At 67.1% G+C, this 16,830-nt stretch carries 14 protein-coding genes and 1 riboswitch; of the genes, 7 read left to right on the plus strand and 7 right to left on the minus strand.

Translation table 11 applies throughout. The features are described from left to right. Positions 1-11: 11 nt before the first annotated feature. The 5 genes from ASF60_RS08935 to ASF60_RS08955 all read right to left on the minus strand — a co-directional run bounded on the left by ASF60_RS08935 (position 12) and on the right by ASF60_RS08955 (position 6,955). Positions 12-2,258 carry a hybrid sensor histidine kinase/response regulator gene (locus ASF60_RS08935; protein WP_056183553.1) on the minus strand — a complete coding sequence of 749 codons (2,247 nt, stop codon included), beginning with the start codon at positions 2,256-2,258 and terminating at the stop codon, positions 12-14. 275 nt (positions 2,259-2,533) lie between these two features. After that, entirely contained in the window at positions 2,534-4,204 is a 1,671-nt protein-coding gene (locus ASF60_RS08940; RefSeq protein WP_056183555.1) for a methyl-accepting chemotaxis protein, read from the minus strand. Positions 4,205-4,318: 114 nt separating this feature from the next. After that, positions 4,319-4,870: a chemotaxis protein CheW gene (locus tag ASF60_RS08945; RefSeq protein ID WP_056183556.1), complete on the minus strand. Its 552-nt coding sequence runs from the start codon at positions 4,868-4,870 to the stop codon at positions 4,319-4,321. Continuing rightward, positions 4,867-6,375, minus strand: a complete 1,509-nt coding sequence (locus ASF60_RS08950) for a CheR family methyltransferase (protein ID WP_056183558.1) — start codon at positions 6,373-6,375, stop codon at positions 4,867-4,869. Before ASF60_RS08950 ends, ASF60_RS08945 begins: the two co-directional genes overlap by 4 nt. A gap of 28 nt (positions 6,376-6,403) precedes the next feature. Next, entirely contained in the window at positions 6,404-6,955 is a 552-nt protein-coding gene (locus ASF60_RS08955; RefSeq protein WP_443136747.1) for a chemotaxis protein CheW, read from the minus strand. Positions 6,956-7,148: 193 nt separating this feature from the next. On the opposite strand from ASF60_RS08955, the gene ASF60_RS08960 reads away from it, so the two are divergent. The 6 genes from ASF60_RS08960 (at position 7,149) to ASF60_RS08985 (ending at position 13,202) form a co-directional block, all read left to right on the plus strand. After that, the gene (locus ASF60_RS08960) at positions 7,149-7,418 is read left to right on the plus strand and encodes a PepSY domain-containing protein (RefSeq protein ID WP_056183560.1); all 270 of its coding nucleotides are present in this window, start codon (positions 7,149-7,151) and stop codon (positions 7,416-7,418) included. A gap of 323 nt (positions 7,419-7,741) precedes the next feature. Continuing rightward, positions 7,742-9,517 (plus strand): acetolactate synthase 3 large subunit, encoded by a 1,776-nt coding sequence (locus ASF60_RS08965; protein ID WP_056183563.1) that lies wholly within the window; start codon positions 7,742-7,744, stop codon positions 9,515-9,517. Between the two features lie 116 nt (positions 9,518-9,633). Then, entirely contained in the window at positions 9,634-10,176 is a 543-nt protein-coding gene (gene ilvN / locus ASF60_RS08970) for an acetolactate synthase small subunit (RefSeq protein WP_056183565.1), read from the plus strand. 331 nt (positions 10,177-10,507) lie between these two features. After that, positions 10,508-11,146 carry a glutathione S-transferase family protein gene (locus ASF60_RS08975; protein ID WP_056183568.1) on the plus strand — a complete coding sequence of 213 codons (639 nt, stop codon included), beginning with the start codon at positions 10,508-10,510 and terminating at the stop codon, positions 11,144-11,146. 165 nt (positions 11,147-11,311) lie between these two features. After that, positions 11,312-12,331: a ketol-acid reductoisomerase gene (gene ilvC / locus ASF60_RS08980; RefSeq protein ID WP_056183570.1), complete on the plus strand. Its 1,020-nt coding sequence runs from the start codon at positions 11,312-11,314 to the stop codon at positions 12,329-12,331. A 217-nt stretch (positions 12,332-12,548) separates the two neighbouring features. Continuing rightward, positions 12,549-13,202 (plus strand): pyridoxamine 5'-phosphate oxidase family protein, encoded by a 654-nt coding sequence (locus ASF60_RS08985; RefSeq protein ID WP_056183572.1) that lies wholly within the window; start codon positions 12,549-12,551, stop codon positions 13,200-13,202. Between the two features lie 44 nt (positions 13,203-13,246). Here the strand turns inward: ASF60_RS08985 and trpS are convergent, their stop codons facing one another. Together trpS and ASF60_RS08995 are read right to left on the minus strand one after the other, a co-directional pair. Beyond that, positions 13,247-14,314: a tryptophan--tRNA ligase gene (gene trpS, locus ASF60_RS08990; protein WP_056183574.1), complete on the minus strand. Its 1,068-nt coding sequence runs from the start codon at positions 14,312-14,314 to the stop codon at positions 13,247-13,249. Between the two features lie 126 nt (positions 14,315-14,440). Beyond that, positions 14,441-15,232 carry an endonuclease III domain-containing protein gene (locus ASF60_RS08995; protein ID WP_056183576.1) on the minus strand — a complete coding sequence of 264 codons (792 nt, stop codon included), beginning with the start codon at positions 15,230-15,232 and terminating at the stop codon, positions 14,441-14,443. A 264-nt stretch (positions 15,233-15,496) separates the two neighbouring features. Beyond that, a riboswitch (glycine riboswitch) is annotated at positions 15,497-15,605 on the plus strand. Between the two features lie 51 nt (positions 15,606-15,656). On the opposite strand from ASF60_RS08995, the gene gcvT reads away from it, so the two are divergent. Next, entirely contained in the window at positions 15,657-16,787 is a 1,131-nt protein-coding gene (gene gcvT / locus ASF60_RS09000; RefSeq protein WP_056183579.1) for a glycine cleavage system aminomethyltransferase GcvT, read from the plus strand. Positions 16,788-16,830 lie beyond the last annotated feature (43 nt).

Raw genomic sequence — 16,830 nt, forward strand, 5'->3', positions numbered from 1 at the left:
TCCCTGTCCGCTCACAGCAATTGCCCGATGGTGTCGAGGAGCTTGCGCTGATCGAAGGTCTGCTTCGTCAGGTAGGCATCCGCGCCGAGGTCGAGGCCGCGTGCCACGTCTTCCGCATCGCCGCGCGAGGTCATCAGGATGATCGGCAGGCGCGCGAACGCCTCCTCGGCGCGCAGCGCCTTCAGGAGGCCGAAGCCGTCGAGGCGTGGCATTTCCACGTCGGCGACGACGAGGTCGACCGGCTCGATGCCCGCCCGCAGACGATCGAGCGCATCCTGACCGTCGACACAGACGACGACGCGGTATCCTGCGGCTTCCAAGATACCTTTCTCCAAGGTGCGCGTGGTGATGGAATCGTCCACGACGAGGATCGTCGAACGTGGTCCCTGCGCGATCGTTCCGTGTGGGCCTATCGGCTGCGGCGCCGCGGCGCGGCCTGCCTCACCCGCTCGTGCGACGAGGCCGTCGGCATCGAGGACGACGGCGGGCCTATCCCCGGCCAGGATCACGGTTCCGGAAATCAGACGCGGATCGGTGCCGATGGGGGGCGCCGGCAACACCCGCAGCGACACGACATCCGAGAGCGCATCCACGGCAAGCACGCAGCGGCGCCCGCCGCCGCGGAGCAGAATCGCCGGACGTGTCGTCCCCGTCTCGTCGGACCGGGGTGCCAATCCAAGGAGGATCCTCAGATCAAGGACCGGCAGACTGATGGCGCGTCCCTCGATCTCCACCTGTGTCACAGTGCGGCCCATGACGGAGATCAGGTCGAGTCGGTCCAGCCGGAGCAACCGCTCCGCCGATCCGCTTGGAATCGCGTAGGTGATACCGGCTGCTTCGACGAGAAGTATCGCCCGGCGCGCAGCCGAGAGCGGCAGCGTCATGGTCAGTTCAGTACCGAACGGCACGCGTGGCGCGAGCCGGACGGCACCGCCGAGCCGGCGCACCGCATCGGCCACTACCGAGAGGCCGATCCCGCGCCCGGACAGGGTATCGACGGCGGAGGCGGTGGAGAATCCGGGTTCGAACACCAGGGCGAGAAGCGCCTCCGGCGCGGGATCGGCGCCGCCATTCAGCAGCCCTCGGTGCCGGGCGGTCTCGGCGATGGCGGCAAAATCGGGTCCACGCCCATCGTCCTGCACGCGAACGACGAGGCGGCCGCCCTGAACCGCGACGTCGAGACCGATCGCCAGTGCGGCCGGCTTGCCGAGGCGTCGGCGCGTCTCGGGCGGTTCGGCGCCGTGGCTCAGGGCGTTGCGCAGGGCGTGTAGAACAGGGTCCTTGAGGACCTGAAGCATCGCTCGGTCGACGGGAAGGTCGAGGCCGTGGACCGTCACTTCGATCTCGCGCTCTTCGCCGCGCGCATGATCGCGCAGGGTCCGGGCAAAGCCTCCAAAAGCGGTCTCAGCCGGCACGAGCGCCAAACGCTCGGCTTCGCCCGCAACCCGGGCCATGGCGCCGTCGACGGAGGAAGCGAGGGCGCCGCGCACCCGCGCCAAATCGGCAGCATCGCGAGCGAGCGCGAGAAGACCGGTCTCGAGGGCGCGCGCCTCCGCGTCCGAGCCGGCCTGTCGGACCTGTGCCCCGCGCGCAACCGCGGTTCGACGCCTCACGCTGCCGCGCTGCGTCTCGATCAGGCGGGCGAGATCGTTGGCACGGCGGCCCAGCCGCGCGAGGCCTTCGGCCAGCACGGCCTCGCCGCCAAGCGCACTGGCAAGTTCATGCGTCGCCCGGGTCAGGGCTTCAACCGCGTCTGCCGGGACCCGCAGGAGGGTCTGAACCCCCTCGGCCGGTGGCTCCGTCGCCGTGGGCTTGGCAGCGGCAACAGGAGGAGGGGATGGGGCCGGGGGTACTGGCGGCGCTGGTTCCGGCGCAAGCGCGGCCTTCGAGTCGAGCGCTCCGTCCAGCGCCGCGAGGGCATCGCCCGGCATGTCCGGGCCGGCTCCATCGGTAAGGCCGGCGACATAAGCCTCGATCCGGTCGAGGGCGAGATGCACGGCAGCGGCGGCGGCGCGCGACAGACCCCCGTCCTGTGCGACGACGCGCTCGAACAGGGTCTCCAACCGATGAGCAACGGCCTCCACCGCTGGCAGGTCAACGGCGCGTGACGCACCTTTCAGGCTGTGCGCCCGCCGGAAGATGTCGTTCCAATCGGGGGCGTGCGTGCTGGCCTCGCCACCAAGGGCGGCGCGAATCGCATCGACATGCTCGCGATGCTCGACCTCGAATGCCGCAAGAAGAAGCTGGCGAATATCCATCCGTCGCCTAGGGCCACCTCGGAGTCAGCGCGGCTCCCAAAACTTCGGAAGAGCCGACCACCCATTCGTGAGCGATGAGCTTCGCCGGCTTCTCACGACCGGTGAAGTGCGAAAAACGTCCCATCCCAGATCCATCCGCCCGGATCCATCCGAATGAGTGATCCGAGCCGCCCCCAGTACCGCACCGGGTCGAGTGACCCGGCAGCGACTTTCCCGACAGTGACTTGCCCAATAGAGACTTGCCCGACAACCGCTCGGTTCGTGCGGATGCCGTATCAGTGCCGGTAGCGCTCGGCGAGCGTCATCAGGGCTTGCGCGAGTTCGGTCAGGTTGGCCGAGGCTGCCTCGACCTCGCGGGTGCCGGCCGCAGTCTGCTGGCTCGCCTGACGGATGTTCTGCAGGGCGCCCATCACCTGCTCGATGCCGAGTTGCTGCTGGTTCGTCGACGCGACGATCTGCTGGAAGGTCTGGACGCTCTCCTCGACCCGGGCGGTGATCTCCTCGATGGTCCGCTGCGTCGTGTCGGAGCGGGCCTTACCGGTCGCGGCACGCTTGACCGCCTCCTCGGTGAGCATCACCGAGGTATTGATGCCACGCTGGATCTCGCCAAGGATGGTGCGGACCTGTCCGGTGGCCGCCTTGGCCTGATCGGCCAGGAGCTTCATCTCGGACGCGACGACGGCGAAGCTGCGTCCGCTCTCGCCGGCCGCCGCGGCTTCGATGGCGGCGTTCAGCGCCAGGAGGTGGGTGCGCTCCGAGATGTCGTTGACGGTGGTGATGATGTCGCCGATCGCCTGCGTCTTCTCCGAAAGGGCGACGATGTTGCCGGCCACCGCCTCGGCCTGCTCGCGAATCGAATCCATCGCCCGCGCGGTGTCGGCCACCGCGCGCAGACCGGCGCGGGAGGTCTGGGCCGTCGACTGTGCGGTGGCGATGACCTCGCCGGCACGCTTGCCGATCTGAGCGCCCGAATGGGTGATCTCGTCGACGGTGGCGGCGGTCTCCTGCACAGCGGCGAACTGCTCCTCGACACTGGCCGCCTGTTCCTGGGCGGAAGCGCGGATCTCGGCGGCCGCCGCATTCAGGTCGGAGGTGGCGGCCCGGTTGGTCCGCGCCAGATCGGCAAGACCCGAGACCATGCGGTTGAGAGTTCGCCCGAGGCGTCCGATCTCGTCCTTGCCCCGCGCATCCAGGGTGCCCGACAGGTCGCCCTCGCCGACGCGCTCGGCAAAGGCCATCACCTCCTCGAGGGGTCGCACGACCGCCCGGCTGATGAGGATGGTGATGAGGACGCTGAGGAGAATGCAGGCGCCGAGGGTCGCCAGAATCAGGAAGCGGCTGTGATCGTACACGTCGGCGACCCGGTGTTGTCCCGCCGTGATGCCCTCATCAAGGGCAGAGCGCGTGCGCTCGACATCGGCGAGGAACACGTCCTGACTGCGATTCACCGCGTCGTTCCGGGACTCGACACCGTCGATATCCTTGGCGGCGACGGCAGCGAGCTGCGCCTCGCTGGCGGAACGCAGCTCGCGTAGATCGGCCGCGGCCTCGAGCGCGATGCCGTTCACCTTGCGCCAGGCCCGGCTGCGCTCCTCGGATGCTGAGCGGCTCTGATATCCATCGCTCGCGCGGATCAGGTCGGCAAGGATCGCATCGGCTTCCGTCGCCGCCCGGCGCCAGCTCCCGGAGACATCCTCTCGCTCCGGTCCGCCACGCGCGCGCATCAGCAGGGCGATGATCGCGTTGCGCCGCTGAAGACCCATGTCACGGGCCTTGTTCGCGAGTTCGTCGAGTTGACGCGCCACGGTGAGATCGCGGGTGACGATGCCGTCCGTGGTGTCGCGCACGACGGCGATCTGGCCGAGGGCGTAAAGGCCGAGCGCGATGCTCACCACCGTGATGGCGACGAAGCCGAGGAGAATGCGTTTTCCGATCGAGATCGACACAGGTGGCTCCAGGCTTCGCTAAATCGACTGACATCCCGGCTGGCGGCGCCCGGGTCAGCCTCACAAGGGTCTCAGCCGAAGCGGCGCCTCAGCGAGACACGCAACGGGACGAATTCACGGCAGGAATTGGCGCAGCAGGCGCGGCAGGTCGACGACGACGAACCCGGACGTCGCGTCAGGTCCGGCGCCGGGGGCGGCATAGCCCGAAACCGCCTCGGTGCTCAAACCCGCCTCGCCGAAGGTCAGGTCAGTCGAATCCTCCGCCACCTCCGCAACACCGAGCACCCGATCGACAGCCAGCGCGACGGGACTTCCGGACCCGCGCATCAGGACCACGTGCCCGGCCTCACTTCCTCCATTCGCAGCACGCCCGAGCGCGCGCCCCAGGGCAATCAGACTGACGACCCGGCCGGAGAGTGCGATGAGCCCGAGGATCGCGGGCGGAGCGCCCGGCAGTGGCGTCACGGTTCGGGCCGGCAGCACCTGAGCGACATGGGTCAGGGGAAGGGCGAAGCGTTCGTCTCCGCAGGCGCAGACGAGAAGGGCGCGCATCGCGCCCGCGGCCCCCGCCCTCGCGTGCCCGCGACGGGCGAGCAGGCGAGAGCGCTCCTCACGCAAGACCTGCAGGTTCAGAGAGGCGGTTTCGCCGCCACCAAACTCCGTCACGGCACCTTTCCTTTCGCGGCAGCGCGGGCGAGGGCTGCGCTACGCGCGAGCTCGTACGGACCGATCCCGTCGCCCTCTGCCACCCTGGCATCGGGCGCCAGGGCTTGGGCCAGACGGATGGCATTGTCGAGGGCCCGGACCGCTTCCGCGGACCGACCGAGGCCGAGCATCAGCAGGCCGAGTTGGTAGTGGGCCATGACGAAGTCCCGGTCGAGATAAAGTGCGCCGCGCCAAGCGCGCTCGGCTTCCACCTCGCGTCCGAGGCTGTGGGCGAGAAGGCCGTCGTAATAGTGCAGCACCGGATCGGCGGGTGAAGCGGGAATTGCCCGCCGCAGAGCCCGCCAGGCCTCGGCCGTGTCTCCGGAATCCGCAAGCACGCGGATCTGCGCAAGCACAGCCGCCGGCTCGCTGGAATGAGATCCTGGCTCGGGCCGTGGATCGGGCAAGGGATCGGACGAAGATTCGGCCAGAGATTCCCGGGCATCAGAGGACGTGGCCTCGGACCTGGACGACGCCCCGGTGGCCATCGCGGGGGGAAGCGGGTCTGCCAGCCGGAACGTTGCAGCCGCCGCAACCACCGGCTCCGGCCGCCAGGACGGGGCAGGGGCGATCGGAGCCCGTGCACCCCAAGGACGGTAAGCCACGGTTCCGGGCAGGTTGACGGGTTCGAGCAGGGCGGAGATGGCCGGATTCGGCTCGGCATGGCCGATGAGGAGCCAGCCCTCCGGGGTCAGGCGCCGACCAAGACCGCGCACGATCCCCAGGACCACCTCGGCCTCGAAATAGATCAGCACGTTGCGACAGAGGATCAGGTCGAAGTCGGCCAGGGGCTGCACCGCCCGGACGTCGATGAGGTCCATGAGGTTGCGCCGCTCGAAGCGCACCATCCGGCGAAATTCCGGCCGCAGGGCATAGGTGCCGTCACGTCCCGATCCCGCCACGGGCGGCCCCGGGACGAAATAGCGGAGGCGCTCCCCGGGGGGCAGGGTCCGCAGGGCCCAGCGACCATAGATCCCCGCCCGGGCGGTCTCGAGGGCCGCCGTGCTGATGTCGGTCCCGAGAATCGAGAGGCGCCAATCGGGGAGGGCGGGGCCGAGAAGCTCGTGCAGCAGAATGGCGATGGAGTAGGGCTCCGCCCCCGTGGAGCAGCCGGCACTCCAGACTCGCAAGGTGCGTTCGGTCGAACGAGCGGCGATCAGGGTGGGCAGGATCGTGGTGCGCAGGGCGGCGAACTGCTCGGCGTAGCGGAAGAAGAACGTCTCGCCGATGGTGATCTCGGCCTCCAACGCAGCCCATTCCGGGCCGCCCGCCAACCGGTCGTCGAGCCATGCGGCGTAAGCTGTCGAATCGGTGAGCCCGAGCACCCGGAAACGCTTGCGCAGGCGATCGAAGAGAAGATCGTCCTTGTCGGCGTAATAATGGTGGCCGGTGCGGGCGATGATCCGGGCCTTGAGAGCCGGGAAGCCCGGATCGACCTCCGGACCGGAGCGCGGCGGACGCGTCATGGGCGCTGCATTTCGCGTCGCTGTTTGCTCAGGCTGCGGACAACGCGGTGAGGCGCTCGGCCGCCGCATCGGCCAGCGCCGCCAAGCGCAGGCGCTCCTCCGACGTGAGGAGATGGGACAAGCCGAGCACGTGGATCAGGCCGTCGTCGTGCGCGATCTCGGATATGACGCAACCGTTGAGGGTCCGCTCCGGTGAGACCGCCCGGATCGCGGAGGCCTCGATCGAGATGAGGTCCTCGACCCTGTCGACCAGGAAGCCGGTGCTCCCCTGCGCATCGAGCACGATATGCCGGTAGGCACTTGTAGCCTCCGACTCGGTGCCGCCCGCGCGGAGGCCGAGAAGACGGGCGAGGTCGACGACTGGAATCGGATTGCCGCCGAGGTTGAGGAAGCCCTCCAGGGGACCGCCTCCGGCTGGCGGAGCATGTAGATTTGGCAGCGGCAGGACCTCGCTCACCGACGTCCGCGCCAGAGCGCAGGCGACACCCGCCACGTCGAGGAGGAGAAAGGCGGTGGTCTCGGGCAGGATTGGACATCCTTGTTCGGTAGAGGACCGGGGTCGGGCGCGAACCTTTCGCAGCCTCCGGCCTTGATAGGACGGGGAGACGGGACCGGGCAAATCTGAATCCCCGGCCGAGCCCGCCGTCTTGCGATGTCGGGTATTGCCGGTCAGACCTCGCCATCCACGGGCGTCATCGTTCGCAAAGCCTGTTTCGCAAGAACCGCCCTACCCAGACCCGCCCCGCCAGATTCAACCTGCAAGGATCGCCCGCATGTCCCGTCCAATCCGATACGGTCTCGCTTTCCTGGCGATCGTCGCATTTGCCGCGCCTCTGCCGGCATCGGCCGAGATGCCGGGTGCCGACTGGCTGACCCCGGCGCAGACGAAGGAAGCTCTGAAAAGCGCGGGCTACAGCGAGATCACCAAGCTCGAAGCCGATGATGGTCACTGGGATGGCGAGGGCATCAAGAACGGGCGGCGGATGACCTTCGATGCCGATCCGAGAACCGGTGCGATCCTCGGCGAGGTTCCAGTCGAATAGGGTGGCCGGTTTTACCGTCGCGATACCCACATCGCGACGTCTGAACCTGCACGATTGTGCGCCCTGCGCGTTGACCGGGGATCTCGCCTCCAGTATGACACCCCACACGATTTTCGATTCGCCGTCTTGGCGAACGAACAAGGCAGACGACAACGCGATGCGTGCCATCCTTATCGTAACGGAAGCGCCACCGACGGAGCGGACCTGACAGCAGGGTCCGCGATCCGAATGGTGGCGCATGCAGGGTCCCTCGGGACCCTTTTTTATTGCCGCGACGCGCCGGACGACACGAGCAGCACAGACAGGTTTCAAGGAGCAGGACGATGGGCGGCGAGGTCATGACCGGGGCCGAAATGGTCATCCGGGCGTTTCAGGATCAGGGTGTCGATACGCTGTTCGGGTATCCCGGCGGCGCGGTGCTGCCGATCTACGATGCACTGTTCCACCAGGAGACCCTGAAGCACATCCTCGTGCGCCACGAGCAGGGCGCCGTCCATGCGGCGGAGGGCTATGCCCGCTCCTCCGGCAAGGTCGGCTGCGTCCTCGTCACTTCGGGACCCGGTGCCACCAACATCATCACGGGCCTGACCGACGCGCTGCTCGATTCGATCCCGCTGGTCTGCATCACCGGTCAGGTTCCGACGCACCTGATCGGAACGGACGCCTTCCAGGAGTGCGACACGGTCGGCATCACGCGCCACTGCACGAAGCACAACTATCTGGTCAAATCGATCGACGACCTGCCGCGCATCCTGCACGAGGCCTTCTACGTCGCTGCCAACGGGCGGCCCGGCCCGGTCGTCATCGACCTGCCGAAGGACATCCAGTTCGCGTCCGGCGTCTACGAGCGCCCGACCCAGAACGGCCACAAGACCTACAAGCCGGCCTTCAAGGGCGACGCGGCCCAGATCCAGGCCGCTGTCGAATTGATGGCTTCCGCACGCCGGCCGATCCTCTACACGGGCGGCGGCGTCATCAATGCGGGCCCGCACGCCTCTGCGCTGCTGCGCAAGCTCGCCGCCGAGACTGGTTTTCCCGTTACCTCGACCCTGATGGGTCTCGGCGCGTTTCCGGCCTCGGACGACCAGTTCCTGGGCATGCTCGGCATGCACGGAACCTACGAGGCCAACCTGGCGATGCATGATTGCGACGTCATGGTCTGCATCGGCGCTCGCTTCGACGACCGGATCACCGGCCGGCTCGATGCCTTCGCGCCGTTCTCGAAGAAGATCCACGTCGATATCGATGCCTCCTCGATCAACAAGGTCGTCAAGGTCGATGTCGGGATCGTCGGCGATTGCGGCTCGGTGCTGGAAGACATGCTCGCCGCCTGGACTGCGCTGCCCCGACAGCCGGACAAGGCTCGCCTTGAGGATTGGTGGACCAAGATCCGGACCTGGAAGGCGCGCGACTGCCTCGCCTATTGGCCATCGGGCACGATCATCAAGCCGCAATACGCCGTCCAGCGCCTCTACGAGGCCTGTAAGGATCGCGAGACCTACGTCACGACCGAAGTCGGTCAGCACCAGATGTGGGCGGCGCAGTACTTCAAGTTCGACGAGCCGAACCGCTGGATGACCTCCGGCGGCCTCGGCACCATGGGTTACGGCCTGCCAGCGGCCATCGGCACGCAGCTCGCCCACCCGAACGGCCTCGTCATCGACATTGCCGGCGAAGCCTCGATCCTGATGAACATGCAGGAACTGTCGACGGCGGTGCAGTATCGCCTGCCGGTCAAGATCTTCATCCTGAACAACGAGTACATGGGTATGGTGCGCCAGTGGCAGGAGCTGCTGCACGGCTCGCGCTACTCGCAGAGCTACTCCGAGAGCCTGCCCGATTTCGTCAAGCTGGCCGAGGCCTACGGCGCCAAGGGCATCCGCTGCGAGAAGCCGGGCGATCTCGACGCCGCGATCGCCGAGATGCTCGACTATGACGGTCCGGTCGTCTTCGACTGCATCGTCGACAAGAAGGAGAACTGCTTCCCGATGATCCCGTCGGGCAAGGCGCACAACGAGATGCTGCTGTCCGACTACCTCGGCGAGACTGGGGTCGAGATCGGCGACGTCATCTCCGAAGAGGGTAAGATGCTGGTCTGAGCCTCCAGGCGCAGCCGGGCCGGGCGGTGACACGCCCGGCCGACCCCTTCATTCTCCATCGGCCCCGCCGGGCCACCCACGACACGCCATCGCAGACGAAGATCCGGGGCACGCCCATGAACGCCATGAATACGCACTATCCCGATGCCGGCCGGGTCGAGCCGATCAACCGGCACACCCTAGCTGTCATCGTCGACAACGAGCCCGGCGTGCTCGCCCGGATCTCGGGTATGTTCTCGGGACGCGGCTACAACATCGAGAGCCTGACGGTGTCGGAGACCGAGGTGGCGCGCCATCTCTCCCGCATCACCATCGTCACCGCCGGAACCGACGCGGTGATCCAGCAGATCAAGGCGCAGCTCGACCGCCTCGTGCCCGTGCACCGGGTGGTTGACCTGACCCTCCAGGGCAAGGCCCTTGAGCGCGAACTGTGCCTCGTGAAGGTCGCTGGCACCGGCGAGCACCGCACCGAATCGCTGACCCTCGCGGCCGCCTTCGGCGCCAAGACCCTCGACGCGACCCTGAACTCCTTCGTGTTCGAGGTCACCGGTACCACCGAGGAGATCGATCGCTTCATCGGCCTGATGACGGTGATCGGCCTCGTGGAGATCTCCCGCACCGGGATCGCCGCGATGGGACGTGGCGCCGAGCCGATGTGACGGAAATTCGCAAACAGAGGGTGCGGATGTCGGTTCCGACATCATCGAGGACGACGATCCCCATTGGTCTCCTGGACCGCCAGCGATGGGACGCGCGTTCATTCCGATCCAGGTCCTAAATCTGAGCCCTTAGATCTGAAAGCTTGGATCTGAACGCGCGGAAGGCGTCCGAAGCGATCCTGGTTGATCAGGTTCGCTTCATCGATCTCCGGACCGGAACAGGCCGACGCCTCGGCAGAGTTCCGGGAAACATCCTTGCAGAAGCCTGATCGAAACTGGCTACCCTCATCGGCGTACCGGTGATCGACCTGGCGGAGGAAGACGAAGCCCCATGACCACCCTCTACTACGCCCCCGGCGCCTGCTCGCTCGCCTCCCATATCGCGCTGGAAGAAACCGGCGCGCCCTACGAGACCGTGCGGCTCGACCTCGCCAAGGGCGATCAGCGGGCCCCACAATACCTCGCCGTTAACGAGCGCGGCCGCGTGCCGGCGCTGGTGGAGGCCGACTGGGTGCTCACCGAGAACACCGCGATCCTTCGCCACATCGCGCGCCTTCACCCGCAGGCCGGCCTGTGGCCCGAGACGCCGCGTGACCAGGCCCGGGTCGACGAATGGCTCGGCTGGCTCTCCACCGGCCACCACATCGCCTACGCGCATATCCGCCGGGCGGAGCGCTACAGTGGAGACGAGGCAGCCTATCCGGGCATCCAGGCCAAGGGTGCGGAGACCTGCGGCGACCTCTTCACGATGACCGAGGTCAAGCTCTCCAACGGCGGCTGGGCCATCGGCGAGACCTACAGTGTCGCCGATCCCTACCTCCTGCTGTTCTGGACCTGGGGCCGCGGCCCGGCCCTCGGCTTCGACATGGCGGCGCGCTTCCCCGCCTGGACGGCGCATGCCCGCGCCATGGCTGCGCGTCCCGCCGTGCAGGCGGTCTTCGCCCGCGAGGGATTGAAACTGCCGGCCTGAGTACCGGAAGGCGAAGCAAAGCGCGGGGCATGCGACAATTCCCCTTCCGTCAAGGGGATCGCCTCGCTAAAAGCTCCGCGGATCGCACGGCCGCGCGGATGTCGTTTCAGATGAGGGCGCCGGAGCGCACTCATGCTCAATCGAGAGAAAAGAGAAGGTACCGCCATGCGGGTCTATTACGATCGTGACGCCGACCTGAACCTGATCAAGGGCAAGAAGGTCGTCATCGTCGGCTACGGCAGTCAGGGCCATGCCCACGCCCTCAACCTGCGCGATTCGGGCGTCAAGGGCATTGTCATCGCCCTGCGCGAGGGCTCCGCCACCGCCAAGAAGGCGGAGCATGAGGGCTTCACGGTGATGAACGTCGCCGACGCCGCCAAGCAGGCCGACGTCGTCATGATGCTGACCCCGGACGAGCTACAGGGCGACATCTACAAGGAGTCGCTGGAGCCGAACATGAAGCAGGGCGCCGCCCTTCTGTTCGCCCACGGCCTCAACGTCCACTTCAACCTGATCGAGCCCCGCAAGGACCTCGACGTGCTGATGGTCGCGCCGAAGGGCCCCGGCCACACCGTGCGCGGCGAGTACCTCAAGGGCGGCGGCGTGCCGACCCTGATCGCCATCGCGCAGGACGCTTCCGGCAACGCGCACGATCTCGGCCTGTCCTACGCTTCGGCCAATGGCGGCGGCCGCGCCGGCATCATCGAGACCACCTTCAAGGAAGAGTGCGAAACCGATCTGTTCGGCGAGCAGGCCGTGCTGTGCGGCGGCCTCGTCGAGTTGATCAAGGCCGGCTTCGAGACCCTCGTCGAGGGCGGCTACGCCCCCGAGATGGCCTATTTCGAGTGCCTGCACGAGGTGAAGCTCATCGTCGACCTCATCTACGAGGGCGGCATCGCCAACATGAACTACTCGATCTCGAACACCGCCGAGTACGGCGAGTACGTCACCGGCCCGCGCATCGTGACGCCGGAGACCAAAGCCGAGATGAAGCGCGTCCTCAACGATATCCAGTCGGGTAAGTTCACCCGTGACTGGATGCTCGAGAACAAGGTTGGCCAGACCTCGTTCAAGGCCACCCGCGCCAAGCTCGCCGCTCACCCAATCGAGGAGGTCGGCGCCAAGCTGCGCGGCATGATGCCGTGGATCTCCGAGAAGGCCCTGGTCGACAAAGCCAAGAATTAATCCGGGATCGGGAGGCCGGCTTCGCTCGGCCTCCGGTTGCGGATGAAGCCGGCGTCGCGCAAGCGGCGTCGGCTTTTTCGTGCGTCGATCATCGGACACGCCGCCGTCACTGAGACGTGATCAAGACGTCCCGCCTGTTGTGCTCAAACAGCTTTCCCGCGATCATGCTCCGCAACGGCCGCCCATCTTGAGAGCAGCCGAAACGCGGAGGACACCCATGGCATCGCTATACTACGACGAGCATCGCGCGCTGCAGGAGGAGTACAATACCGTCAAGCTCGCCGAGCGCCTGGATACCGGCTGGGTGCATGACGCGATCGGCAAGGATGAAGCCGCCTTCATCGGCAGCCGAGACATGTTCTTTCTCTCCACCGTCGATCCCGACGGCATGCCCACCGTCTCCTACAAGGGGGGCAGCCCCGGCTTCGTGAAGGTGCTCGACGACAACACCCTCGTCTTCCCGGGCTTCGACGGCAACGGCATGTGGTACTCGATGGGCAACATTGAGGGGCAGTCCAAGGTCGGCCTGCTGTTCATCGATTTCGAGACCCCGCACAGAGTCCGCGTCCAGGGCCATGCCCGGATGCTTCGCGACGATCCTCTGATGGCCGAGTACACCGAGGCCAAGTACCTCGTCCGCGTCGAGGTCACGAAGGCCTGGGTCAACTGCCCGCGCTACATCCACAAGTACCAGAAGGTGGCGCAGAACAAGTACGTACCGACCCCGGACAAGGAGACGCCTCTCGCCCTGTGGAAGCGTCTCGACATGGTCGCCGACGTCATCCCCGAAGCGGACAAGGCCCGTGTCGAGAAGGAAGGACGTCTCGAACTTCCGGAATACGAGGCCCGGGTCGCCCGCGGCGAGAGCTGACATCACGCCCCGCCCTCTCCCTGCATGGGAGAGGGCGGAACGCCTCACACCATCCGCAGGCGCGGTCCGCGGCGGACGAACCCGACGATGTCCTTGACCGCATCGAGGGTTGGGGTCGCGATGGCCTCGGCGCGTTCGGCGCCATCGGCCAGCACGGCATCGATCTCGGCCGGATCTGAGACCAGGCGCTTCATTTCGGCGCCCAGGGGCGCCAGAGTTTCGACGGCGAGTTCGACCAACGCACCCTTGAAGGCCGAAAACTGCGCGCCGCCGTAATCGCGCAGCACGTCCTCGCGCGAGATATCCTTCAGGGCGGCGAAAATGCCCACCAGGTTGTCGGCCTCGGGCCGGCCGCTGAGGCCCTCAACCTCGGAGGGGAGGGCGTCCGGATCAGTCTTGGCCTTGCGCACCTTGGCCGCGATAGCATCAGCATCGTCCGTGAGATTGAGGCGCGAATTGTCGGAGGCATCCGACTTCGACATCTTCTTGGTGCCGTCGCGCAAGCTCATGACACGGCCGGCCGGCCCACCGATCAGCGGTTCGGTGACGGGGAAGAAGCCAGCGCCCTCGTCGTGCCCATGCGCGGCGATCGATTCCGAAAAATCGTTGTTGAACTTCTGCGCGATGTCCCGCGTCAATTCGAGGTGCTGCTTCTGGTCCTCGCCCACCGGGACGTGGGTCGCCCGATAGGCCAGGATGTCGGCTGCCATCAGGACGGGATAGGCGTAGAGCCCGATCGAGGCGTTCTCCCGGTCCTTGCCGGCCTTGTCCTTGAACTGGGTCATGCGGTTGAGCCAGCCCAGGCGCGCGACGCAGTTGAAGATCCAGGCGAGCTCGGCGTGCTGGGGCACTTGGCTCTGATTGAAGACGATCGAGCGCTTCGGATCGATGCCCGCGGCGAGGAAAGCGGCGGTGACCTCGCGGATCTGCCCCTTGAGCGCGGCCGGGTCCTGCCACAGGGTGATCGCGTGCATGTCGACGACGCAGTACAGGCACTGCGCGTCGCGCGCCTGCATCTCGACGAAGCGCTTGATGGCGCCGAGATAGTTACCGAGATGCAGGTTCCCGGTCGGCTGTACGCCCGAGAACACCAGTTCCTTGAACGCGCTCATCGCGGCGTGGTCCTCGTAGGGATAGGGGTGAGGCAGCCGCCGGCGAACAATCCCGCAGCCAAGCGCCGGTTTCTGGACGCCGCGCCGGGACCGGTCAAGGCTCCGGGCCCGCGAAGGCACCCGCGCTCAGGGCTCGCGGATAGCGCCTCCGGCACCCATTCGGGCCTGCCCCTCGGGGCAGAGGTCGAGGAGCACGCAGCGCCCGCAGGCCGGATTGCGATGGTGGCAGATCTGCTGGCCATGCAGCATCAGCACTTCATGATTGTCGTAGAGGGCCTGCGCGCTCCAGTCAGCGGGCAATTGCGCCCGCAGAATCGGATGCGACGGTCCGACGTCGACGCGCGAACCGATGAGTCCGGTGCGCTGGGCGACCCGGTGATGGTGGCTATCCACTGGCAGGGCCGGCATCCGCAGGACGCTGAAGGAGAGCACGGCCGCGCTGGTCTTCGGCCCGACACCCGGAATCGTCTCCAGCCAGTCCCGGGCTTCGTCCACCGCCATGTCCCTGAGGAAGTCAAGGCTGAGACGGCCGTGGCGCGCCTTCACGGCGGACAGGATCGCCTGGAGCCGCGGCGCCTTCAGTTCCGGCCAGGTCACACCCGCGATCGTCGCCTGGATTTCGGCGACGGGAGCCGCCAGCATCATGTCCCAATCGGGATAGCGGGATCGCAGGGCTTTGAAGGCACGTCCCGAATCCGCGTTGCGCGTCCGGTGCGAGAGGAGCGACGAGACGAGTTCGCTCAAGGGATCGAGCGCGTGGAAGTACGGGATCGGACAGCCATAGACCGGACAGAGGCGCGCATGGATCGCCAGGGCCTTGTCGGTCAGGGCCGGATCGACCTCCGTCTTGGGCGGTTTCGAGGAACGGGTCCGGCGAGGGCGGGGGCCGGCGAGGTCGTGCCCGGATGGGGTCGGCATGCGGAGGGAATCCCTGCCGAGTCTTGGCGGTTCCCAGGCGATCGTCAGCTGCCGGCAGACCATTCGGAATGACGGATTACCACAAGCGTCACACGCTTGCGGGGTCGGGCGGCTTGCCTGACGCGGTGCGGTGTGGAACCTTGTCCGGGTCAGCAATGACGATACGGGAGAGCCCAGGCCGCAAGTTTCGCTGAGCGAATCGTCCGGACCATGGCGCCGACGGAGCAACCACCCCCGGAAACTCTCAGGCACAATCACCGTATCGTTGGACAATCTGGAGAGAGGCGCCTGACGGCGTCCACCGAAGGAGAAATCCTGGGCCGCACTCGCAGCCCGGGAGAAACTCTCAGGTAACCGCGACAGATGGGGGCAGCCGGAAACGCTCAACCGAGCATCCGGAAGCTTTGTGTCGTGGAGTCATCCGATGTCCCCTGATGTTGCCTGCACACCCCTGCACGGGCTGCACTTGCGCCATGGCGGCCGGATGGTGCCATTCGCGGGTTATGCCATGCCGGTGCAATACCCGGCCGGCCTGATGAAGGAACACCTACACACCCGGTCTCATGCCGGCCTGTTCGACGTGTCGCATATGGGTCAGATTCGACTCACGCCGCATTCCGGCGACGTCGAGGACGCGGCGCGCGCACTGGAAACTCTGCTGCCCATCGACGTGCTCGGCTTGAGGCCAGGTCGCCAGCGTTACGGACTCCTCCTCGACGCATCCGGCGGCATTCGCGACGACCTCATGGTCGCGCATTGCGGCGACAGCCTCTTCCTCGTGGTGAATGCGGCCAACAAGGTTGCCGACGAGGCGTATCTGCGGGCCCACCTGTCCCATGCCTGCAAGGCGACGGTCCTCGCCCGCGCCCTCGTCGCCCTCCAGGGGCCAGGCGCCGAAGCGGCCCTGTCCCGCCTCGTGCCGGAGGTGACGGAGATGCGCTTCATGGACGTGCGGATGCTCGGCCTTCTCGGCACGTCCGCCATCGTCAGCCGCTCCGGCTATACCGGCGAGGACGGCTTCGAGATCTCGGTTCCGGAGGACCGGGCCGAGGCCCTGGCCGAGGCACTGCTGGCCGATCCGACCGTGCTGCCGATCGGGCTCGGAGCCCGCGACTCGCTCCGCCTCGAGGCGGGTTTGTGCCTCCACGGCAACGACATCGATGCGGGAACCGACCCCGTGGAAGCCGGGCTGTCTTGGGCGATTTCCGCCGTGCGACGGCGTGGCGGCGCTCGGAGCGGCGGCTTTCCCGGCGCCGCGCGCATCCTGGACGCCCTGGAGAACGGGCCGCCCCGCAAGCGCGTCGGCCTTCGCCCCGAGGGACCGACGCCCGTTCGGGCCGGCGCACCGCTTTTCGGCGACGAGACTGGCGAGGCGATCGGCCACGTCACCTCCGGCGGATTCGGACCGAGCCTGCAGGCGCCCATCGCCATGGGCTACCTGCCGGCAGCGCTCAGCACCCCCGGCACTCGCATCTTCGCGGAGGTACGCGGCAAGCGCCTCGCCGTCGTGGTCTCGGCACTGCCCTTCGTTCCGGCGGGCTTCAAGCGCGCCTGACCCCCCTTTCACGTCGACCCCCAACGCACGTCAACAATCAGGA

It is taken from the genome of Methylobacterium sp. Leaf113 (assembly GCF_001423325.1).
GTDB lineage: Bacteria > Pseudomonadota > Alphaproteobacteria > Rhizobiales > Beijerinckiaceae > Methylobacterium.